This is a genomic window from Paenibacillus allorhizosphaerae (assembly GCF_042659105.1).
Taxonomy (GTDB): Bacteria; Bacillota; Bacilli; order Paenibacillales; family NBRC-103111; genus Paenibacillus_G; species Paenibacillus_G allorhizosphaerae.
On record NZ_JBHSRV010000002.1, the window covers coordinates 508,409 to 530,878 of the forward strand.

At 54.0% G+C, this 22,470-nt stretch carries 22 protein-coding genes; 16 read left to right on the forward strand and 6 right to left on the reverse strand.

What is annotated here, in order from left to right; genetic code table 11:
- Positions 1-9: 9 nt before the first annotated feature.
- The 4 genes from ACFQI7_RS10850 (at position 10) to ACFQI7_RS10865 (ending at position 3,272) form a co-directional block, all read left to right on the forward strand.
- On the forward strand, positions 10-1,296 hold the full coding sequence (locus ACFQI7_RS10850) for a Gfo/Idh/MocA family protein (RefSeq protein WP_218099243.1): 1,287 nt from the start codon (positions 10-12) through the stop codon (positions 1,294-1,296).
- A gap of 127 nt (positions 1,297-1,423) precedes the next feature.
- On the forward strand, positions 1,424-2,548 hold the full coding sequence (locus ACFQI7_RS10855; protein WP_230414948.1) for an AbrB family transcriptional regulator: 1,125 nt from the start codon (positions 1,424-1,426) through the stop codon (positions 2,546-2,548).
- Between the two features lie 218 nt (positions 2,549-2,766).
- A complete protein-coding gene (locus ACFQI7_RS10860; protein WP_218091883.1) occupies positions 2,767-2,967 on the forward strand; it encodes a cold-shock protein in 201 nt (66 codons plus the stop codon).
- A 74-nt stretch (positions 2,968-3,041) separates the two neighbouring features.
- Entirely contained in the window at positions 3,042-3,272 is a 231-nt protein-coding gene (locus tag ACFQI7_RS10865; protein WP_218099242.1) for a cold-shock protein, read from the forward strand.
- A gap of 133 nt (positions 3,273-3,405) precedes the next feature.
- Here ACFQI7_RS10865 and ACFQI7_RS10870 read toward each other — a convergent pair whose 3' ends face one another.
- Together ACFQI7_RS10870 and ACFQI7_RS10875 are read right to left on the reverse strand one after the other, a co-directional pair.
- A complete protein-coding gene (locus tag ACFQI7_RS10870; RefSeq protein ID WP_218099241.1) occupies positions 3,406-4,341 on the reverse strand; it encodes an MraY family glycosyltransferase in 936 nt (311 codons plus the stop codon).
- 152 nt (positions 4,342-4,493) lie between these two features.
- Positions 4,494-5,342, reverse strand: a complete 849-nt coding sequence (locus tag ACFQI7_RS10875; RefSeq protein ID WP_218099240.1) for a helix-turn-helix domain-containing protein — start codon at positions 5,340-5,342, stop codon at positions 4,494-4,496.
- 185 nt (positions 5,343-5,527) lie between these two features.
- Between ACFQI7_RS10875 and ACFQI7_RS10880 the strand changes: the two genes are divergently transcribed.
- Complete coding sequence (locus tag ACFQI7_RS10880; RefSeq protein ID WP_218099239.1) at positions 5,528-7,030, forward strand: tagaturonate epimerase family protein; 1,503 nt, start codon at positions 5,528-5,530, stop codon at positions 7,028-7,030.
- Positions 7,031-7,108: 78 nt separating this feature from the next.
- Positions 7,109-8,521 (forward strand): glucuronate isomerase, encoded by a 1,413-nt coding sequence (gene uxaC / locus ACFQI7_RS10885; RefSeq protein WP_218099238.1) that lies wholly within the window; start codon positions 7,109-7,111, stop codon positions 8,519-8,521.
- Between the two features lie 57 nt (positions 8,522-8,578).
- On the opposite strand, the gene ACFQI7_RS10890 is transcribed toward uxaC, so the two are convergent.
- Together ACFQI7_RS10890 and ACFQI7_RS10895 are read right to left on the reverse strand one after the other, a co-directional pair.
- Complete coding sequence (locus ACFQI7_RS10890) at positions 8,579-8,899, reverse strand: hypothetical protein (RefSeq protein ID WP_218099237.1); 321 nt, start codon at positions 8,897-8,899, stop codon at positions 8,579-8,581.
- A 112-nt stretch (positions 8,900-9,011) separates the two neighbouring features.
- Positions 9,012-9,581 (reverse strand): class I SAM-dependent methyltransferase, encoded by a 570-nt coding sequence (locus ACFQI7_RS10895; protein WP_218099236.1) that lies wholly within the window; start codon positions 9,579-9,581, stop codon positions 9,012-9,014.
- A 385-nt stretch (positions 9,582-9,966) separates the two neighbouring features.
- On the opposite strand from ACFQI7_RS10895, the gene ACFQI7_RS10900 reads away from it, so the two are divergent.
- From ACFQI7_RS10900 to ACFQI7_RS10920, 5 genes are read left to right on the forward strand one after another with little or no spacing between them, the layout of a single operon-like run.
- Complete coding sequence (locus ACFQI7_RS10900; RefSeq protein ID WP_218099235.1) at positions 9,967-11,022, forward strand: metallophosphoesterase family protein; 1,056 nt, start codon at positions 9,967-9,969, stop codon at positions 11,020-11,022.
- Positions 11,019-11,603, forward strand: coding sequence for a hypothetical protein (locus tag ACFQI7_RS10905; protein WP_218099234.1), 585 nt, complete (start codon positions 11,019-11,021; stop codon positions 11,601-11,603). The genes ACFQI7_RS10900 and ACFQI7_RS10905 overlap by 4 nt, the downstream gene beginning before the upstream one ends.
- Positions 11,604-11,629: 26 nt before the next feature.
- Positions 11,630-12,094: a hypothetical protein gene (locus ACFQI7_RS10910; protein WP_230414946.1), complete on the forward strand. Its 465-nt coding sequence runs from the start codon at positions 11,630-11,632 to the stop codon at positions 12,092-12,094.
- A 9-nt stretch (positions 12,095-12,103) separates the two neighbouring features.
- The gene (locus tag ACFQI7_RS10915; RefSeq protein ID WP_218099233.1) at positions 12,104-13,525 is read left to right on the forward strand and encodes a hypothetical protein; all 1,422 of its coding nucleotides are present in this window, start codon (positions 12,104-12,106) and stop codon (positions 13,523-13,525) included.
- A complete protein-coding gene (locus tag ACFQI7_RS10920; protein ID WP_218099232.1) occupies positions 13,522-13,908 on the forward strand; it encodes a hypothetical protein in 387 nt (128 codons plus the stop codon). The genes ACFQI7_RS10915 and ACFQI7_RS10920 overlap by 4 nt, the downstream gene beginning before the upstream one ends.
- An 11-nt stretch (positions 13,909-13,919) precedes the next feature.
- On the opposite strand, the gene ACFQI7_RS10925 is transcribed toward ACFQI7_RS10920, so the two are convergent.
- Entirely contained in the window at positions 13,920-14,786 is an 867-nt protein-coding gene (locus tag ACFQI7_RS10925; protein WP_218099231.1) for a LysR family transcriptional regulator, read from the reverse strand.
- 170 nt (positions 14,787-14,956) lie between these two features.
- On the opposite strand from ACFQI7_RS10925, the gene ACFQI7_RS10930 reads away from it, so the two are divergent.
- Positions 14,957-15,595, forward strand: coding sequence for an NADPH-dependent F420 reductase (locus ACFQI7_RS10930; RefSeq protein ID WP_218099230.1), 639 nt, complete (start codon positions 14,957-14,959; stop codon positions 15,593-15,595).
- Positions 15,596-15,702: 107 nt separating this feature from the next.
- Here the strand turns inward: ACFQI7_RS10930 and ACFQI7_RS10935 are convergent, their stop codons facing one another.
- Complete coding sequence (locus tag ACFQI7_RS10935) at positions 15,703-16,272, reverse strand: DUF5655 domain-containing protein (RefSeq protein WP_218099229.1); 570 nt, start codon at positions 16,270-16,272, stop codon at positions 15,703-15,705.
- 228 nt (positions 16,273-16,500) lie between these two features.
- Here ACFQI7_RS10935 and ACFQI7_RS10940 point away from each other — a divergent pair, with 228 nt between their 5' ends.
- The 4 genes from ACFQI7_RS10940 to ACFQI7_RS10955 are packed head-to-tail and all read left to right on the forward strand — an operon-like array spanning position 16,501 to position 22,389.
- Positions 16,501-18,165, forward strand: a complete 1,665-nt coding sequence (locus ACFQI7_RS10940) for an efflux RND transporter periplasmic adaptor subunit (protein ID WP_230414944.1) — start codon at positions 16,501-16,503, stop codon at positions 18,163-18,165.
- Positions 18,166-18,189: 24 nt separating this feature from the next.
- Complete coding sequence (locus ACFQI7_RS10945) at positions 18,190-18,909, forward strand: ABC transporter ATP-binding protein (protein WP_329958234.1); 720 nt, start codon at positions 18,190-18,192, stop codon at positions 18,907-18,909.
- Positions 18,906-20,084, forward strand: coding sequence for an ABC transporter permease (locus ACFQI7_RS10950; protein WP_218099227.1), 1,179 nt, complete (start codon positions 18,906-18,908; stop codon positions 20,082-20,084). Before ACFQI7_RS10945 ends, ACFQI7_RS10950 begins: the two co-directional genes overlap by 4 nt.
- A 46-nt stretch (positions 20,085-20,130) precedes the next feature.
- On the forward strand, positions 20,131-22,389 hold the full coding sequence (locus ACFQI7_RS10955) for a hypothetical protein (RefSeq protein ID WP_218099226.1): 2,259 nt from the start codon (positions 20,131-20,133) through the stop codon (positions 22,387-22,389).
- Positions 22,390-22,470: the final 81 nt, after the last annotated feature.

The window sequence follows — 22,470 nt, forward strand, 5'->3', positions numbered from 1 at the left end:
GATCAACAGATGTCTAGACGAAAAACTTATGCCCTGGTCGGTACAGGAGGACGAGCATCGTTTTTTTATAAAGCGCTTGTCAGCACGTTCAAAGAAACTTCGCAGCTCATCGCGTTTTGCGACGTGAATCAGACGCGGATGGACCATGCGAACAAGGTGATCGGAGAGCTTGGCGCAGAGCCGGTGCCTACGTTCAAAGCGCACGAATTCGACCGAATGATCGAGGAGATGAAACCGGACACGGTCATCGTCACTTCCGTGGACCGTACGCATCATAAATATATTATCCGCGCAATGCAGCTCGGCTGCGACGTCATTACGGAAAAGCCGATGACCGTCGACGAAGAGAAGTGCCAGGCGATTCTCGACGCCGTCAAAGAAACGGGACAAAACCTTCGGGTGACGTTCAACTACCGCTATTCGCCGCACAATACGAAAATCCGCGAGCTGATCATGGACGGCACGATCGGAGACGTGCACTCGGTCCATTTCGAATGGCTGCTGAACACGAAGCACGGCGCAGACTATTTCCGCCGCTGGCACCGCGACAAACGCAACAGCGGGGGGCTGCTCGTACATAAATCGACGCACCATTTCGATTTGGTGAACTTTTGGCTCGGCACCCAACCGAAAACCGTATTCGCCCTCGGCGATCTGATGTTCTACGGTCGGGAGAACGCGGAGAAGCGAGGCGTGACGGAATTTTATTCCCGTGCTTACGGCAGCAAGGCAGCGGAGAACGATCATTTTGCGCTGCATATGGACAAAAACCCGAACCTCAAAGCGATGTATTTGGACGCGGAGCATGAGGACGGCTATTTCCGCGACCAAAGCGTATTCGGCGACGGCATTAACATCGAAGATACGATGGGCGTGATGGTAAGGTACGAAAATAAGGCATTATTAACGTACAACTTGTATGCTTATGCGCCATGGGAAGGTTTCCGCGTGGCGTTCAACGGCACGAAAGGCCGGATCGAAATGGATGTCGTCGAGGCTTCGTATGTGAACTCGGGCGGCGATCAGGCGCTGGAAGGCGCCGTTAAAGGGAAGAAAATTCTCGTTCATCCGATTTTCGAGCCGCCTTATGAGGTAAAGGTGGAGGAGAAAAAGGGCGGACACGGCGGCGGCGACCCTGTTCTGCTGAACGACTTGTTCGGCACGCCGGACTACGACCGCTTTAACCGGGCCGCATCCCATGTGGATGGCGCCATGTCGATTCTGACAGGCATCGCGGGCAATCGATCGATCCGAACCGGGCTGCCGGTTCAAGTGGCCGATCTCGTCCGTTTCTAGTCGAGTAGCTGTCGGAAGACGGCAATAAACCATAGGCTTAAGAAGACCCAAACAAGCGTCAATTTGGAAACATAACGGTTTGAGGTTGACAAATACCGGTTCAAGACTATCCTTAAAAAGAGGAGACTTGATCCGGTATTTATTTTGTCATCTTACACGTTTGGAGCGGAAAAGAGGTCCTGACATCATGGGGAAGCTGCTGGAGACGATCATCGTCACCTTCCTGGGAGGAATACTATTTAGTTTGTTGCACTTGCCGCTGAGTTGGATGCTCGGTCCGCTGACGGCGGTGCTGCTGTGGCAGGGTTTTACGAAGCGGACGCTGGCATGGCCCGTCGGCTTGCGTAACGGCGGGCTGGTGCTGCTCGGCTACAGCATGGGGCTTGCGTTCACGGCGGAGAGCGCGCGGCAAATCGTGACGCAGCTGCCGTCCATGCTTGCGGCGACCGTGCTGACCATCGGATTCAGCGTGCTGTCGGCGTATGCGATATCGCGCAGGAGTGGGATCAGCTTGCCGAGCGGCATCATCGGCAGCATCCCTGGCGGTCTCTCGCAGATGGTCGTGCTGAGCGAAGAGATCGAGAACGCCGACCAAACCGTCGTCGCCTTCATGCAGACGATCCGGCTGCTGAGCGTCATTTTCGTCGTGCCTTTCTTGGCCGTGCACGGGCTGGCCGGCGGCGCAGCGACAGGCGCCTTGCCGCCGCAAACCGGTGCCGCCATCTTCGCCTCTATCTCATGGTGGACGGCCATCTTGATCGCCGCGCTCGTTCTTGCGGCAGCGTGGCTCGCCGTGAAGCTGAAGCTGCCGACGCCGTGGTTCCTCGGCCCGATCACCGTCGCGGCCGTACTGACGATTTGCGGCTGGGCTCCGCCGCACCTGCCGTCGCCGCTCATTCTCGCGGCGCAGTGGAGCCTCGGCATTTATCTGGGCCTCGGCATCAAATTCAGCGCGCTCGCCGGTTGGCGGCGGCTGCTGCCGTACTCGCTCGCCGGCGGCGTGGCCATCGTTGCCTTCTCGCTCGCACTGTCGTTCGGCTTCAGTCTCATTCAGCCGATCTCCGTCGTCACTGCCTTTCTCAGTACTTCGCCTGGCGGCATGACGGAAATGGGCGTGACCGCGTCGGCCGTCCATGCGGACGTGTCCATGGTCGTCGCCTACCAGATGTTTCGCATTTTGTTTATCTTGTTCATCGTGCCGTACTTCCTGCGATGGGCGCTGAAGGGACGTCTCAAGACAGGGGAGAGCTGACTATAGAAGGGGGAGCGCCGGGCCCAATATAATAGGCTGCTCTTCTCCTTGCCTTATGGCTCGAAATGTGGTATTCTAAAACAGTCATATCTTAGAGACCTGATTCACTTGTTGTAAAGGGTTATCATTTGAGTGATGGAACCTTTTACAATGTGTGAATTTTTTATTTGCTAACCAAATAAAAAAACATATTAATTTAAATTTTTGGAGGTAATTCCATGCAAACAGGTACAGTAAAATGGTTTAACGCAGAGAAAGGCTTCGGCTTTATCGAAGTAGAAGGCGGCAAAGACGTATTCGTACATTTCAGCGCGATCACAGGCGACGGCTTCAAATCACTTGACGAAGGTCAACGCGTTCAATTCGACGTGGTTCAAGGCAATCGCGGACCGCAAGCGGAGAACGTTGTAAAGCTGTAATTCGACAAGTGAAAAGCTGCCCTTAACGAGGTTAGGGGCAGCTTTTTCTTTTAGCGCAAAAAGGAGGGGTACGCATGAATTTTCGGAAAAAATCAGCGGAGGAGCTTCCTCAGGAGGACACCGCGATTTGGTATTGTCAAACGGAAGGTTGCAAAGGCTGGATGAGGGACAATTTCGCTTTTGAAAATGCGCCGGTTTGCTGGCAATGCCATGCTCCGATGGTCCGCGGCATGAAGATGCTTCCATTGCTCGTTAACACGAACTCCGATCAGAAATCGCTAAAGAAAGGCACGCAAATTTCATAACGACGATATGTATCATAATGATAAATATTCCAATTGCATATGCTCCGCCGCCGGGTGTGCTGAGGATTCGTCCACCAGGATGGAGCGCCGAACTACCGGCAAATGATGAGGCCGTGTACCCCAGGTACGCGGCCTATACGTTTAACAAGAGTAAAATAATCGACGTCAAACCGAAGCACGTGTTAATCAAACATAGAAACAGCACGACTTGTTTCGGGCTCAGCCCGGTGCGCAGCAGCCGGTAATGCGCCTGGCTCGCGTCTGCCTGATAGATCGGCTTTCCGTTCAGCAGCCGTTTGACGACGACGAACAAATTATCGAAGATCGGCACGCCGAGCGCCAAAATCGGGATGAGCAGCGACAGCACCGTCGCCTGCTTGAATGCGCCGTCAAGCGCGATAACGCCGAGCAGGAAGCCGAATAGCGTCGCCCCCGCATCGCCCATGAACACTTTCGCCGGCGGTTTGTTATAACGCAAATACGCAAGAGCCGCCCCGACGAGAATGATCGCCATCATCGCCGATTCCGACTGCCCTTTGGCTGCCGCCACGATGAACAGCGTCACAGCCGCAATCGCCGACAAACCTCCCGCCAGTCCGTCCATGCCATCGGAGAAGTTAATGACGGTGGTCACCCCGAAAATCCACGTGACCGTCAAGAAAAACTGCAGCCATACCGGCAGCAAAATATCTTGTCCCGTAAACGGATTGTTAAATCCGTAAAACACGATACCGGAATAGTACACAATAACGGCAGCGGAAAGCTGCACGACGAACTTCGGAAGCGCGGGAAATTCCTTGCCGTGCGTCTTGTACCAATCGTCGATCGTACCGATCGCCAAAATGAGAAGCGAGCCGCACAGAAGGCCGAGCGTCTGTTTCCAATCGTCCTTGATAAAAGCGAGATTCGTGCATACGATCCCGAGGAAGATGGCGAAACCCGCAGTCAAAGGAATCGGCTCCCGGTGCAGCTTCCGTTCGACATCTTGTTTGGGCTTGTCCACAAAATCGATGCGAAACGCCAATTTTCGCAACGGAGGTATAAGAAACAGCACAATCAGAAAGGACATCAGAAAAGCGGCGAAATAAATAATAACAATCCCTCCATACAGAGCCCTATGAATTGGAAACGCGATAACAAAAGTATATCACAGGCGCACAGCGATTCAAGAAGTTTACAGCAAGATATCAGTGTTTCGTCAGTATAGACGAATTCCCGGGCTCAGCGGTTCAATTTCCGGTATTCCAGCGGCGTCAGGCGCGCCAGCTTCTTGAACATGCGGCCGAAGTGGGCGATATTCTCGAAGCCGACGCTATCTGCGATTTCGATGATTTTCATATTCGTTTCCTTGAGCAGCCGCTGCGCCTCCTTGATTCGTGTCGTATTGACATACTCGACGAAGGTGAAGCCGGTCACTTCGCGGAAGGCGCGGCTCAAATAAAACGGACTCATGTAAAATCGTTCCGACAATCCCGCCAGCGTCAACGGCTCGTGGAAGCTGCCATTGATATGGCGTACGACTTCGGAAATTTTTTTGTGCATCGGGCTCCGGTGCTCGAAAGATACCGTTTCCTGCCGTTCCGAACATCGTCCCGCGAACAGCAGCAGCTCCATCAGGAGCAGCTTCACGTACGTTTCATAACCCGTTGCTTTTTCTTTCAGCTCTAGGGTCATCCGCTTCAGAATTTGTTGAACGAACAACTGGTCCTGCAGCTTCAACCGGAATACGTGCGACGGGTGCTGGAAAGCCGCAAACAACGCAGGCGTATACAGCGGATGATCGCTGCCGAGAAACCGGTCGCTGAAGTTGATGACAACTCGCTCATGGCCGGGCTCGCCGACATCCGACGTTTTGTGCAGGTCGAGCTTGTTGATGAATACCAAATCGCCCGGTGAGATTAAATAGGACCGGTCCTTGATAAAGTAGGTTCGCTGGCCGGTTATTAAATAGTATACCTCGTATGTTCCGTGAAAATGATTCGTCCGTTCGAACGGTTCCGTTCGTTTGACATGCTGTATATAAAAGTCGTCTTCTTCCGCGCCGTAATTCAGTTCTATCGTTTCGCTCATTCGCGTGGTCTCCTTTGCACATCATCCGAAGTTTCCGCTTTACTATCCCTATTGTAGCAGAACGCCTTCCAGCTTTACAGCAAAATATGCATAGGTAATATAAAATAGAGCAAGATCGGTAGAGAAACTAAACTATTATTGCGATATGATGATAGAGGTGATAATAAACTTAGGAGGTCTCGCTCATGGGTAAGTTCCAACCGATCGCAGAAGCGTTAATCGCAGGCACGCTTTCGAATGTAAACGGCAGCGGTGTGAAAGTATATGAACCATCATTGGAAACGTCCGGTGAAACGAAGCTGGTCATGGTAAAAGACTTGGACAGCCATGTCAAATATATTGCAGCCGTCGGGAAAGGTCCGCTCTACGATGCGCTGCACGGCGAAGTACAGGACGGGGCAAAATTGTGTCCGCTTTCACATGAAAACCGTCTCGTATTAAACCGATACTTCGAATATACGGTGCCGCGCGCATTCGGTACGCAGATCGCAACGATCGGTCTCGGCGACCGTCTGGGCATCGCGTCCCCGGGTCATATTCGTACCGTAAGAGGCCGGAATGTTCGACCGATTTTGGCGCAGCAAAGCATCCGCGAGCTGAACCTGACCGGGCGCGACTACAAGCAGGTCGTAGACGCCGCGTGCTACGCCGCATTCCAGGAAGGATACAAGGACGGCTTCGGCGCGGACGGCGACCACTTGAAAGTGGAGGCCGACATCGAGTTGGCGCTAGGTCTCGGCTTTACGATGCTGACGCTCGACTGCTCGGAGAAAATCGACAACAACGTGGAAGGCACATCCGCCGCAGAGCAAGAAGCGAAGTACGCGCAGCTGCCGGAATCCGTTCGCAGCCATTACGAGTCCCGCTACCTGAATCAGACGTTCCCGGTAGCCGGCTCGACGATCGCGTTCGACCGCGAGACGCTGATCAAAAACGTACTGATCTATGCAGCGGCCATCGACTTCATGGAGCATATTTATGTAACGTACATTAAAAACGCAGAGCGTGAGGTCGACTTCGAAATCTCGATCGACGAGACGATGACGCCGACAGCGCCGGAATCCCACTTCTTCGTAGCCAAAGAGCTGTACAGCCGCGGCTTGACCATTTACAGCATGGCGCCTCGTTTCTGCGGCGAATTCCAGAAGGGCATCGACTATATCGGCGATATCGCCCAGTTCGAGAAAGAGCTTGTCATTCATGCGGGCATTGCCGACGATTTCGGTTACAAGCTGAGCATTCATTCGGGCAGCGACAAGTTCAGCGTGTTCCCGATTATCGGTAAATATACGAAAGGCCGCTTCCATGTAAAAACAGCCGGCACCAACTGGCTCGAAGCCGTTCGTACGGTTGCGAAAGTAAAGCCGTCCCTGTACCGCAGCATGCATCAATATGCACTGGAGCATTTCGAAGAAGCGACCGCTTACTATCATGTTACAACCGATCTGAGCAAAATCGCTCCGCTCGATCAAGTGGCCGACGCCGATTTGGCCGACACATACATGAATGAGGACAATGCGCGCCAGCTGATTCATATCACTTACGGCATTTTGCTGCAAGCGAAGGACGCGCAAGGAAATTCGCTGTTCAAGGACGAGTTTTTCCGCACGCTCAGCGAGCAGGAAGAAGCATATGCGCAATCGTTGATCTCGCATATCGGCAAACATTTGGATTTGCTCGGTAAATAAATCAAGGTTCCGCTCCAAGCGGCATGAACGCAGCTGCATTGCCGTTCTGATGCTTATTATGAAAAGGAAGGTGCCCCGATGAAAAAGTTTCTGGACGACAACTTTTTGCTGAAAAACAACACGGCGGAGAAGCTGTACCACGAATACGCGAAGCAAATGCCGATTATCGATTATCATTGTCATTTGAGCCCGCAGGAAATTTACGAGAACAAGCGGTTTAAAAACATTACCGAAGCATGGCTGTACGGCGATCACTACAAATGGCGTGTGATGAGAGCGAACGGCGCGGAAGAAAAGTACGTGACCGGCGGCGACGGGGCGAGCGATTACGACCGTTTCCTGGCCTGGGCGAAAACCGTGCCGATGACGATCGGAAACCCGCTGTATCATTGGTCCCATCTGGAACTTCAACGTTTCTTCGGCGTCTACGATCTGATCAATGAAAAGAACGCGCCGGCGATTTGGGAAAAAGTGAATGCGCAGCTCGGCGGCGAAGGATTTGCCGCTCGCGACTTGATCACGAAGTCGGGCGTGAAGGTCGTCTGCACCACGGATGACCCGACCGACTCGCTCGAATACCATATCAAGATCAAGGACATCGTAGGCTTCGACTGCAAGGTTCTGCCTTCGTTCCGTCCGGACAAAGGGCTTGAGATCAACCGGTCTACGTTCTTGCCTTGGGTGGAGAAGCTTGGGGAAGTGGCTGGCGGCAAAATTAGCAGCTACGACGAGCTGCTGACGGCATTGGAATCGCGCGTACGGTTTTTCCATTCCGTCGGCGGACGCGTATCCGACCATGCGCTGGATTATGTCGCGTATGCGGAGACTACCCAAGCGGATGCCGCGGCGATTTTTGACAAAGCGCTGCAAGGCGGAACGGTTAGCCTCGAGGAGGAAAAGCAATACAAGACGTATACGCTGACGTTCCTGGGCAAGCTGTACGCCGAACTCGGCTGGGCGATGCAGTTCCACATCAACGCGCACCGGAACAACAATACGCGGATGTTCGGCAAGCTCGGACCGGATACCGGTTACGATTCGATCAACGACAGCTTGATCGCGCAGCCGCTGGTTCGCCTGCTGGATGCGCTTGACGCCGAAGACGCGCTGCCGAAGACGATTTTATACTCGCTGAACCCGAAAGACAACTATGTGCTCGGCACGATCATCGGCAGCTATCAGGGCGGCGGCGTTGCAGGAAAAATCCAGTTCGGTTCCGCCTGGTGGTTCAACGATACGCTCGACGGTATGCTGGATCAGATGAAAGCGCTGGCGAATCTGGGCCTTCTCAGCCGTTTCGTCGGCATGCTGACCGACTCCCGGAGCTTCTTGTCCTACACGAGACACGAGTATTTCCGCAGATTATTGTGCAATCTGATCGGCGAATGGGTGGAAAACGGCGAAGCGCCGGACGATATGGAGCTGCTCGGAGGAATCGTTCAAGCGATCTCGTACAACAACGCAAAGGAATATTTCGATTTCGGCCTGTAAGCTTCACTCATAAGGAAGACCCGCTTGGCATAATCCGCCAGCGGGTCTTCTTGCGTTTTATTTCTTTCTTTGTCCGTTTCGTTGACCACCTCGTTGACCACTTCGTTGCCCGCTGCTTTGGCTGCCTTGACCAAAGTGTCCGCCGCCATGATGACCCGGATATGGCCCGTGCTGACCGCCGGGATAGTGGCCGGGATAACCGGGATGACCATGATGACCATGATGACCAGGATGATAGCCGGGATAACCCGGATAATAGTGACCGTGATGATGCGGGAAATAAGGATAGTGATGCGGATAGTGCGGGTATGGATAATGATGATAGGGCGGATAGTATCCGGAAGGATACTGGTAAGAACGGGTTTCTTCTTTGCTCATGTACGTCTCCCTCTCAGCTCATAGTTGTGGGGTATTGATACAACAGACTATGCGCTGCGCCAAATCCGGGATACTAATCCAGATAAAATAGGCGATGGGAGGATCGAGTTTTCTATCGCTTGCGGCAAACGTATACGAAAGCGGGCGGAATATTCATAGGGACGAAATGGATCTCTTGAATGTCGAACAGGTCCGAGAGCTGCTTTTTCATTTGCTTCGAATATTGAAAAGCGATAAACAGGCCGTCCTTTTTCAAGTTATCGTGAATCTGCTTCATGAGCACGTCCCGGAGTTCCTGCGGAAAATTAAAGAAAGGCAGTCCGCTGAGAATGCAGTCAAGCGATTCGATTCCTTCTTTGCGGAGGACGACGTCAATCTGGCTGGCTTCGCCGTAGCACGGAAATTCCGGGTAACGGGCGGCAATTTGCGATTGGAGATGAGCTTCCTTTTCGAACAGCAGCACTTTGGTTCCGGGTCTTCTCGCTTGCGCGATATATCGGGTTAACGCCCCAGTACCGCAGCCCAGCTCCGCCACGTTTTGGACTTGATCCCAGGGTACGGCATGAATCATTTTTTTGCATAAAAACGAAGAGCTAGGGGTAACGCTTCCAATTTGTTTGGGCGAACTTAGAAATTTGTATAGGAAAAGGAATTTTTCTTGAATGGTCGTATTCTGATCCATGCCTATGCTCCTAACGCTTCTATTTTTTCGTATTTATATTCATAATATCATAGAATTTAAATATTTCCTAAAAAAAACCATCGTCACGGCGAACGACTTGCAGACATGCCATCAGGACCAAACAATCGGCAGCATTCCGGGATTAACAGTGCTGTCATTGACCGGATTGCGTCATGCCGTTTGACATATGATTCGTAACGCTTGGCGGCTTTTTGTACCTTAGGCGACTGGGAATACTTGACGACCGCCAGCAGCCTGGAACAGCCGGTCGTCTTTTGCACAATTCCCATTGGCAGGAGCGGTTTCATTTGCTAGACTTGCAGAAGAGAACGATAGAAAAATAAGTTAATTATGGAATATTTCAAGCTGCGAGGAGGAAGCAAGGATGACCCTGGAGGGAATCTTTCGCTGGAAAAAAAGTGGGAAGACGTTCGCGTGGATGGTCGCCGTAATGATGCTTGCCGCCGGTTGCGGGGGGGCGCCGCCGGCATCGTCAACCGGAACGGCGGGAAAGGCCGAAGCGCAGGCCGCAGTTTCCCCGGGGGCCGCCAAGCCCGGTTCGGATGCAGGCAAGCAGACGGCCGCGGAGGAGAAGCCATTTCGATTCGTCGTCATGGGCGATAGCCGCGGGTCCTCGAACGGGACGAACGAAAAGACGATTCGCGCGCTGCTCGATAAAGTGAAGTCGTTGACGCCGCCTCCAAGCTTCATGTTATTTACCGGGGATCAAGTAACCGGAGGCTCGGATGTTGCGGGGCAGCTGGAATCCTGGAAAAATATCGTCGACGATTATATGCCCATGACTTCGGTGTATCCTACGCTCGGCAATCACGAGCATAATGAGAAGGTGTTTACGGAAGCGTTCCCGGCGCTGCCGAAGGAACAGCTTCCAGGATTCGGGAAGACCGTCTATTCATTCGATTATGAGAACGCGCGGTTCATTACGCTCAATTCCGACCGCAGAAACGAAGCCAAAGCTTACGCCATCGACGGAGAGCAGCTTGCGTGGCTCGAGCAGCAGCTGAAAACGGCGGGAAAACGCCACATTTTTGTGCAGTTTCACGTGCCTGCCTATCCGGTCGGGGCGCATCTCGGCGATTCGCTGGACAGAGACCCGGCTTCCCGCGACGCGTTGTGGGCGCTGTTTGACCGCTATAAGGTGACGACCGTACTGGTAGGACACGAGCATAATTATAACCGGAGAAAAGTTGACAGCGCTTTTGACGGCAACGGGTTTCATTTTGAAAACACGATCTTCCAAGTCACGCTAGGCGGAGCCGGGGCGCCGCTTACTTCCGCAGGGAAAGAAACGAAGCAGGTCGTCATCGGTCCGAAAGCGAGTTACCATTACATGGTCGTGGACGTGAAAGGCGGTCAAGCGCTCCATAAAGTGTATGACCTGCAGGGGAACGAGATCGACTCGTTCGCGGTCGAGCGATGAGCGGTCCTGAAACGAAGAAGGACAGACCCTTCTACAAGGACGTGGCCGTGGCGCAAGGCATGATGGCGTTATTGTTTTTTTTGCTCGTTCCGCTCGTCAACATTTTCGGGCCCGGCTACCAGCGGACGGCCTCGATGCTCCACGGCTTGGGGGCCGCGCTGACGATGCTGCTCTCGACGTATGCGATGCATGCCTATTACGGGTACGCCAAAGGGAACGCCGCAGCAAAAACGAAGCTGCAAAACAGGCTGCTGTTGACCAACGTGCTGACCCTATGCACCATCGTAGCGGCCAATTGGCTGTATGCCGACTATCAGGCGCCGGACGGGGCCTCGGAATGGCTTAAGCTGCACGCTCCCGCCGGACACTGGGTTCTCATGGAATACAAAGAGTTTGTCGCGCTGATGGCGTTTCCGTTCGGCACGGCGGCCAGCGTGCTGCTGTGGCGTATGCCGGAAACTTCCGGAGGCGAGGCGGAAGTATTCCGTTATATCATCGGAATGCTGCTCACCTTGCTTTGGTTTTGTTTGTTGGTCGGGTTTGCGTTCGGGCTCATGCTCGCTAAATGGAAAATGGTATAACAGTTCGCGGCAGGAGGAATGCGGTCTTGAAGCACCGGAAATGGAACAAACGAAGCCGGGATGCAGGAAAACAAGTGATGGAGGAATCCGGCGATACGGAAGGAGCGGCGAGTTTGCGCAGGAGCGCCGATCACGGTGCAAAGCTGCGCCGTTCCGGGGAAGTGGTCGCCGCGCTACTGTCGCTTGTTTTCGCCATGGCGGCGCTGACGGGCGCGCATTGGTGGAGCGCCGCCGATCCCGGCCGAGCGAATATGACGCTGTTACGCTACAGCTCCTGGCTGCCGAACGGATGGCGCATTGGGCCTTACGGCGGGAAGGAACTGGTTGCATTAGCCGTTTGGCTGGGCAGTTGGTCGCTGCTGCTGCTGCTCTTTGGGAGGCATCGATTTTCGCTTAAGCCTTGGATGTACGTTTTTCTCGCCGGCGTATTTGTACTTCTGCTGCTGCTATGGCCTCCGGTATATCACCGGATCTACGGCTGGCCGGTGTAGGGGGATGTTATGGCGAACAAATATGTAATGACGACATTGTTGGTACTGCTCTTTATAGGTCTTGGAGTATCGCTTGGCTTGTCCCGACCTCCGGTTCAGGGCATAGCGGAACGAGACACGTCCGGGGGGAAAGCCTGGACGTTCGGATACATCGGCGGTACGTCGGCCGAAGCCTTGAACGAGCTGATGGCCCGGCTGCCGCAGTTGCCTTTCGTTGCCGGAGCGGCGCAGCTCTCGGTGACAGGCGATGTCTCCGCGGCGAAACCGGCGCCGCGCAGCTTTTTCCCCGTGCCGGCCGCCGGCTGGTCCGCGGCAGATAACGCGGCGCGGTTTCCGCATATCCCGGAAGACCAGCTGCCGGGATACGGCCGATCCGCTTACTTCGTCGATTTCGGCGAAGCGCGGTTCTGGTTTATGGATGCGGGGCGGCTGGCGTCGGAGCCAACGGTACAGCTCGAATGGCTGAAGCGGACAGCCGAGGTGAATCCGCAGACGCATCGGATCGTGCTGCTGGCGCAGGAGCCGGGGCAGCCGGAACTATGGCAAGGGCTCGCGGAAAGCGGCGTCGATCTGGTACTGATCGGCCCGCGCCTGTACGCGCCCGAGTCTGCAGTAACCGAGCGGCCGGCGGCCGGTTACCGCAGCTCCGCCCACCGCGGGTGGGCGGAATGGACCGTGAGCAGCGGCGGCGCCGCGACGACACCGCTGCTCACGATTGACGGCCGCGGCAGCCGCCTCGCGGCCGCGGTGCACGGCTCAGCCAGCCGCGAGGCGGGCCGGCTGGCGCTGGACGCCGCCGGGCTGCGCCATACGGCGGCGGTGCAGGAGCGGGCGCCGGTGGCCATCGGTGCCACGTGGCGTTACCGCGCGGGCAGTGCCGCGGTGCGCGCCGTTGTTCCGCCGCAGCTCGACCCTGCGGGCGAGCGGCCGATTGAGGGGCGCTTTACGCTGCCGCCCGGCGATTGGCGCAGTCCGGCGTATGAAGACGCGGACTGGACATGGGCTCCCTCGCCGTTCGGGCGGTCGCGGAAGGGCGCGGAGCGCAGCGGCATTCGCACGGCGCTGCCCGCGCAGCCGGAATCGCCGGCGTACTACTTCCGCAAGACGTTCGTCTTGGAGGAAGATCCGGCGAACTATTCGGATTGGCAGCTGCATCTCGCTTTCGAAGACGGATTTATCGCTTATTTGAACGGCACGGAAGTGGCGCGCGACTCGATCCGCGAAGGGCTGGTCGACTACCGGTCTCTCGCGTCGCCGCATGAGAATGCAGGATTTGAAACTTATGCTTTGACCGGTCATAAGGATGTTCTGGTCAAAGGGATCAATACGATCGCCGTGGAAGTGCATTCGAGCCACCCGGAATCGCCCGAGTTCTGGTTCGACGCCAGCTTGTCCGGCAAAACAACGGTAAAGGAGGCGGCAGCGCCATGAAGCCGACAAACGTTCCGAACGCTCGCCTCAAACGGCTGCTGACGCCGGCGGCGCTGTCCGTGCTGCTCCTTTTGGCAGCTTGTTCCGGTCCGGAATCGTCGCCGCCCGGCGATCCCGGACTCATGGTCAAGCTGTCGTTCAGCCGAAAGCATGTAATGATCGATAATGGGAACGATTTTGTGTGGAAAGACGCGAGCATGGAAATAAACAATAAATTTCGCTATGTGACCGCTTTGCTGCCACGGGGAGCAAGCAGTATTCCGCTCAGCGAATTTCGGGATGAAGACGGGCATCCGTTCGACCCGCAGCAAGGAAAGCCTCATCGGCTTACGCTGCAGGTGAAGGAAGGCGCTGGCGGGAAGCCGGGGACGTGGGTATGGTGAGGGCAGATGCACTATGTTCTAACATGGGAGTATAATTGTTTCCCTACCGTTTCCGCAGCGGCGATAAGTGTGATGGTCCTGCCCGCCTCCGGATCGGCGATGGGGATCGCTTTCAGAGTCGGGTGCCCCAAATGTTGGGCCGTCATTTGCGGTACGACGGCGATTCCGGCTCCGGCTGCAACATACCCGGGAATGTAATCGCCGAACGGAATTTCGGTTTGGATCCGAACGGAATCCAGTCTTTGCTTGTGGAACATATCGTTTACCCACTTGCGGATGCTGCATGCTTTCGGATACATGACGAAGAGCTCTGCGGCTAGGTCGCGGATCGAGACGGAAGTTTCCGCGCAGAAACGATGGTTATCCGGCACAATGATGTAGTAAGGCTCGTGAAATAGTTTCCTGCTCCATACCATATGCGAAGTTTTATTATCGTCGATCATGGCCGCATCAAGCTCGCCTGCCGCTACATCCTGAAGCAGCAGCTCCGATGTATTTTGCACGGAGACGTTTAGACGGATACCTTTTCGCTCCATTTCAACCATTTTATGCGGCATATAATAAGCAGCCAAGCTCGGCAGTGTCCCGACCTTAAGCACCGTTGTCATTCCGGCATGTACGCTGAACGTCGCCATTTCGGAGCGAATGGAAGAGAGCTCCCCCAGAACGCGAGACAGCCGCTCATACAGCACCCTTCCGGCTTCCGTTAGCTGTACGCCGGCCGCGGAGCGGTAAAACAGCGTGACCCCGTAATAAGACTCGAGCTTGCGGATCTGCTTGCCGAGCGCCGGATGCGTCAAGTTAAGCGCTTCGCTTGCCTTGGCGATGCTTCTGTGATCCGCCGTCTGTATAAAATTGGCGATAAACTCCAAGTTCATCTGCGCGGCCTCCTTCATTTTGCGTTTTAACCGACATTGTTCATCATAGCATAATGGAAGGAATGAGATGAAACTTTTAGTTACAGCTCTGTAACCGTTTCGCTCTTCCGAAACGCCCGAGATCGCTTTACTATAGCCTCATTCCCCTAGAGGAGAAGGAGCTGACGAACATGAAAGTAAGCATATTGGGAACAGGAAGAATGGGAAAAGGGCTCGTCAACAATTTACTTCCCCATTTGGAGGAATTGCGATGGGGATCGCGCTCGGTCCAAAGACTTACGGAGCTTATCCAGGGGCATGCATACCGATCAAAGATTGTTCCGGTTGATTACGTAGAAGCGCTAGAAGCGGATGTCATTATTCATGCGTTCTGGTTTCGGGATGTATTGCCTTGGGCACGGGCGAACCGGGACAAATTGTCCGGCAAAATTATGGTCGATATTGCGAACCCTTTTACCGAAGACTTTAACGATTTTGTTACGGACTGGGGAACCTCCGCTGCGGAAGAGCTGCAAAAGCTTTTGCCTGATACGAAAGTCGTCGGCGCATTTAAAAACACCTTTTTCAAGGTGCTCGAAGAGCCGCTTCATCAAGGACTTCGAAGCGACGTATACGTCACCGGAAATGACGAAGAGGCGAAACGGACCGTGATGGAGCTGATCGAACCCGCTCCTTTCCGCGTCTGGGACGGCGGGAGGCTCTGCAATAATCGGACGATCGAGCGCATGACGTTATTTGAACGGGAAGTGGCTGTCCGCTACGGCAATTATCCTTACGTTTCTTTCCGGATGTTCGGAATGAACGAATGACAAGCAGCGGAGGGCATGAAGCTGTGAGGGAAGCCGTTGAATAAGCAGATTCGACTGACGGCTTGCGCTAAAAAAGCCGGGTGCTCATCGGCATCCGGCCTTGTCTTTTAGCTTAAATCATATGCGGCCCGTACAAGCTTCCAGAAGCCGTCGTCCGCTTCCTCGCGCGAAACGATCGAGATTTTCCGCGTAATGCGGGCGGACGCCCCGAGACCTTTGGCCGAATCGAGCTTTGCATACTCCGTCGACTCCGGGAGCGCGAGCCCGATATGCAGCTGCCCTTTATGCGGTTTCGACATGGCGAACAGTTTGTTGCGGTAGAACGGCACGTACGTCTTACAAGGTCGCACCAGCACGTCCTGCCCGATAGTTTCGATTTGTTCCGTAATCCAATCGTGCAGCGGACGCAGTTCCGCATGCTTGGCAAACAGCTGATCGACCAGATCGGAATCCGGGCTGTCGCCACGTCCGATTCCGACATCGCCGGCAAGCGCGCCGAAAATGAGGCCTGCCGAATTTTGCCCGAGGCCGTAGTTGTCTTTAAACCATTTCATCCGCTCGCGGTGCTTTTCCGGCATCGGCTTGTCCTTTACTTCCTCGACCCATTCCTCCAGCGTTTTGCCGGTTCGCGACTTCATGCTGGCAATCATTTTTCGTTCGTATTCCTTCGGATCCATCCATTTTCCCTCATTTCAGCATTACTTTTTGTCTTGTAATTTGCCAGCGGCAGGCGTCAAGTTTGATCTGTTAGATGCGCAGTGGAAAGGGTTATCGCCATTTTATCACATTGATTAATGATGTGAAATTTTCAGCAAGCTTTAAGTTTCGTTTCATCTACGTTTCACAAAAGGCATGTATCCTTAAGAAGCCATTAACAGATTGTCATGTCGGGAGGTACGTCGCCAGTGAATAAAAAAAAGACCGCCATTATTGTGATCGCTGCATTGGTCGCCGCAGGGGGAGGTACTACGGTTTATTACATGCAGGGTTCGAAAAATATGAAAAACACGGCCGCCAATGTGCAACAAACCACGGTTAAGGTGACGAAGGGCAACATTCGTTCCACGATTACCGGTACTTCCCAGCTCGAAGCGCAGCAGGTGCAAATGATCGTACCGCCGAAGGAAGGCGTGATCAAGACGATCAATCTCAGCCGAAATCAGAACGTGAAAGAAGGAGATCTGCTGCTGGAGCTGTCGGACTCGACCCTTACCGAAAAGCTGGCTACGGCAAGGCAGACGCTGAACCAGTACCAAACGGATCTGCAAGACCTTTTGTCCCAGCAGGGGGCCTTAAAGACCGTCGCGCCGAAGAGCGGAAAATTGATTTTATCCACAAATATAAGCGAAGGCGCTTCGGTATCGAAAACGACGAAAGTCGCTACGATTGCAGACCCCGGTACATTGCTTGTCACGCTGCCGTTTATTCAGGAAGAGGCGGCGCAAATCAAAGCGGGGGATACGATGGAACTTGCCATCGACGGTTTTTTGCTTTCGAAGACGGGTACCGTCGAATCGGTCGCTGCCGGGAGCAAATCCGATACAAAGGGGAATCGGCTGGCTGATGTAACCGTTCGGGTGGACAATGACGGCACGATGGATGCCGATCTTACGGCGCAAGGCAACATTACGGTTAACGGACTCAAAATCCAATCGATGAGCAAAGCCAAGTTTCAATATAAAACGACGACGACGGTGTTCGCGAATGCCAGCGGTACGGTCAACAAGCTGGAAATTAAGGAAAACCGGGACGTGCAGGCGGGAGAATTGATTGCAACAATCGTCAACGACAGCTTGTCCAAGGACATTACGAACAAGCAGCAGCAAATCGAACAGCAGACCAAATCGATACAAGACATGGAAGAACAGGTTCAAAACTTGAAGGTGTATGCACCGTTTGACGGCGTGTTCTCCACGGACTTCGCCGATCCGAAGAAGAACGTGCTCACTTCTTATCCGGTCGGAACGACGATCAAGAGCGACGTAAAACTCGGTGCGGTGGCCAGTCTCGATACGCTTCAGCTGCCGATCAGCGTCGACGAACTGGATCTGCCGAAAATCAAAACCGGGCAAAAGGCGGAAATTCGCGTCGACGCGATATCCGGTAAAACGTACCAAGGCGAGGTAACGCAAGTATCTACCGTCGGCACGACTTCCAACGGCGTCAGCTCGTACACCGTCGTACTTAGCTTGAAAAGCAGCCCTGAGCTGAAATATGGAATGACGGCGAGCGCGGACATCATCGTGGAAGACAAACGCGGCGTGCTGCAGCTGCCGACACAAGCCGTACAGACGAGAGTGGGCAAACGAACCGTCATGCTTAAGAAGGAAGACGGTACGACGGAGCAGAAGGAAGTCAAAGTCGGCTCGAATAACAGTACGATGGTGGAAATCACGGAAGGCTTGAACGAAGGCGATCAGGTCGTCATTCAAGGGACATCGAGACAGAGCAACCTGACCCAGCAGCAGGCAGATCAAATGCGTCAGCAGTTTCAGCAAGGACGCGGCGGCGCAGGCGGTGGCGGCACGATGATATTCCCTAGTGGTGGCGGTGGCGGCGGAAACCGATAATGCCGGAGAAGGGGGAACTCGGTTATGAGCTTGATGGAGCTAAAAGACATCGTGAAAAGTTTCAAACGCGGCGTAGAAGAGATGCAAATATTGAAAGGGGTCAATCTAACCGTCGAGCAGGGTGAATTCATAGCGATCGTAGGGCCCAGCGGCTCCGGTAAATCGACGCTGATGAATACGATCGGGCTGCTCGATGTGCCCACATCCGGATCGTACATGCTGGACGGGGTGGCGACGGAGAAGTTGAGAGACGACCAGATGGCGGAAGTGCGAAACCGCAAAATCGGCTTCATTTTCCAACAGTTTAATTTGCTGCCGAGGCTAACCGCAATCGAAAACGTGGAGCTTCCGATGATTTATGCAGGCATGCCGAAGAAAGAAAGACGGGAACGCGGTATGCTCATGCTGGAAAACCTGGGAATGGGCAAACGGTCCCACCATCGTCCGAGCGAGCTGTCCGGGGGCCAGCAGCAGCGTGTCGCCATCGCAAGGGCGCTTGCCATCGGACCGGCCATATTGCTTGCCGACGAACCGACAGGCGCGCTGGACTCATCGACGGGTAAAGAAGTGCTGGAGCTTATGATTCAACTGAACGCATCGGGCAACACGATCATTTTGATTACCCACGATCTACATATTGCCGATCATGCGAAGCGGGTCGTTACGATCCGGGACGGTCTCATTATTGGAGATAAAAGGAACGACACTGTCCCATCCGCTCCTTTGACGGAGGTGCACGCATGAGAGCGTCTGAATTAATGAGCATGGCGCTCAAAACGGTGACCGGCAACTGGATGAGAACGTTGCTCACCATGCTCGGCGTAATTATCGGGGTTGCTTCCGTCGTGACCCTCGTGTCGATCGGACGGGGGACTTCCGCTCAAATCGAGAAGCAGTACGAAAATCTCGGCACCAATCTGCTGACGGTCAATATCCTCGGACAGGGACGGGCCACCCAGCTGGACTACGATGAAGTGATGGAGATTGAACAGCTGCCGGAATTTAATTATATTGCGCCGGCCGTCACCTCCTCGAGCAACGTAAAGTACGACAGGACGCAGGAATCGTATTCGATTGTCGGGACGAACGACCGCTATGCCTCGATCACCAAAAATCAGTTGGCGTCGGGAAGGTTTCTATCCGAATCGGATCTCAGCTTCCGTACAAACGTCGCCGTACTTGGAAGCACCGTTGTGTCGGAACTGTTCGGCGGAACCGACCCGATCGACAAGCGGATCAATATTAAAGGCTTCGAGTATACGGTCATCGGAACGCTGAAAACAAAAGGCAGCAGTGGCATGGGAGGCGCATCCGTCGACGAATCGATCATTGTCCCGCTGCCGACGGCGCAGCGACAGCTGGGGATGGGCAACATCCGGACGACCTATATCGAAGCGTCGAGCAAAGACCAAATTTCGTTAGCCCAATCGACGTTCACTAATTATTTGACGATGAAATTCAAAAGCAGCAACGGTTTCCGTATCATGAACCAGGACTCGCTGGTGGAAGCGCGGAAAGAAGCTTCGAGCACGTTGACAGGCCAGCTCGTCGCCGTCGCCTGCATCTCGCTTTTGGTTGGCGGGATCGGCATCATGAACATTATGCTTGTGACGGTGACGGAACGAACGCGGGAGATCGGGATACGGAAATCGATCGGCGCCAAACGAAAAAACATATTGATGCAGTTTTTGGTGGAAGCCGTCGTCATCAGCGGACTCGGCGGGTTGATCGGGCTCATGCTCGGCGTCGGACTTTCGATGGCGTGGCCGCATTTCAATTCGAAGCAGCTTACCGTCATCTCGTGGGACATTAGTTTTTACGCCTTTTTATTTTCGGTGGGCGTGGGCATTGTGTTCGGTCTTTATCCAGCCAACAAAGCATCCAAGCTGCGTCCGATTGACGCGCTGCGCACCGATTAAACGCACATCGCTTGCATGAGAGGACATAAATAAGGAGGTACTCCCCTTGAATCTGGAACGAAGCAACCGCAAACATAACCGCATGAAATATACGGCCATTGCTCTTGTGTTCACATTAATCTGCATGCTCGCGTACAATCTGGTTCCCGGCGTTTCCTATGCGGGCAAAGAAGGCGTGTTCGTAAACGGCTCCGCCTACTTTACGCTGGAAGAAGTCGCCTTGTCCAAAGGAACGGACAGCCAGTCAATGCAGTTCCGCGTCATGCTCAACAACGACAGCGAAACCGCGCTGAACTTCAACAACTACGGCGTCAAAGTCATGACAAGCGACGGCAGAAGCTACTACGCTAGCCTGAGCGAAAAGGCCGACGCCGTGGTCCAACCGGGAACGTCGAAGTCTTACGCTTTTATCGCCAAGCTGGCTCCGGGTCTGACATCCGATGAACTGCTGGTGGACTTTTTCGACCGAAGCCGCGGAAATGCCGACATCGGCGCGCTTTCGGTACAGAAAGCGATCTCGTTCCAGCAAAACGATCATCAGTTCGTGTTTAACTTGACCGATGCGGACGAGAGCTACACGGGGAATACATTCGTATCCGTGCAAGCCGTAAAAGCATTCGCGATCCCGAGCGATAATCAGTGGAAAATTACGCTGCAGACGAAAGTGAAAGTGTCGGGAACCGACAACTGGAATCCGGCCAATCTGAACTATGGGCTCAATGTGGGCGGCGGAAAAACATTCCCGTTAAAAGCGTCGACCGTGGAGAGCTCGCAGGTGGACGGAGCTACCACTACCGATCTGCTGCTTACGGCAACGCTGGAAACGCAGCCTGAGCTCGAGAAGCTTACGCTGGATATGAACAAAAACGACGCAGCCGTCACGAACCTCGGCAAGATCGATTTGGGATCGCTGTTTCAATACGTAAAATTGGGCGAAAAAGGCTCTTTCAACAGCGTAGGGAAGCAAGGGGTCTCGATTGCGGTCACGAAAGCGGAGGAAATCAACCAATCCGGTAAACGGCAAGCGCTGGTTACGGCGGAACTGCATAACGACGGCAAACGGACGATCGCCAATCCGGCTTTGACGGGTATTCTCGTATCAAAGGAGCAGGCCATCTCGCTCGCAACGGAAACCGTCGTGGATACGGATAAATATTTGGTGGCGGGCAAAACGGCGACATATCAGTTTATTGTGGAGCTCCCAGATGAAGTCGTCTCCGGAACGTACGAATTTTTTATTTCGGAAACGAAATCGACGCAAACGTCGGATCAGAAGACATCGTCGTCTTCCACTTCGACATCGGGAACGGGGACGACAGGATCAACCTCGAATACGAATTCCAATACGAGCAGCAATACAAGCACAAGTTCCAATGCGAATACCAATTCGAGCACCAATGCGAGTACCAATAGTTCGCAGTCGAGCGGAACTTCGACGCAAGCGAGCGGCGTTCCGGTCATTGCCGTAGACCTGGATGCCGGATTGACCGCCGGCAGCGGCCTCGCATCGGCCGGTAACTACGAAATCGGCCAACCGATGGCGTTCACGCCGGACAATAACACGATCGATTCCAACTTGGAAGTATCTCTCGTGGAACTGACTTCGCATACGAACGCGCAGAACGGGTATCAAACGGTTGTAGCCAAGTTCAAATTCCTGAACAACAGCACGAAGACGCTGGATCTTCCGAATTTCTCTACGGAGATGCAGGACGCCGCAGGCACATCGTATCCCGGTGCGAGACAGACAACCGCGCTGCAGCAGCTGATTCCACAGTCGGCTTACGTGTACAGCTACTCCTATTTGATGCCGCCATCGGCGAAAGGCACTTTCAAGCTGAGCATATTGGAGGAAACGAGCTCAAGCAAGCTGAAGCTTCCGATTGCCGCCTATCAGGTGGCCGTTCATTCCACCGATGAGGATACGCCTCTAATGTCGGGCAAAGTATCGCTCTATCCGTACACGGTTAACATCCTAAATTGGGATTTGGCGACCTACTATACCGGCGGCAAATATTCGTATAAGCTGCGAATGAACCTGGACATCGCCAAAGATGCGAAAGTGCTGGTGGACGACTCGTTCTCTTCGCTGGAATTCGAGCTTGTCGATAAAGAGAACAGGGTGCTCGGCAGCATGACCCAAACGCTTCAGGGCACCAATAAGCTGGTGAACGGCATACAAACGTTCGACTTTACGGAGATCAAGTCGGATCAATTCAGCTATCCGATCACCGTGAATGTATACGAAACGATGCAGACGGCTACCGGTACGGCCAAACGGCTTGTGACCAAGCTGCAGCAATAGCGGCAAGGTCAATAAGAGCGGGATCTGACGATTCCGCTCTTATTTTTTATGTAAAGAAGCAATGAATCGTTTACTTCTCTG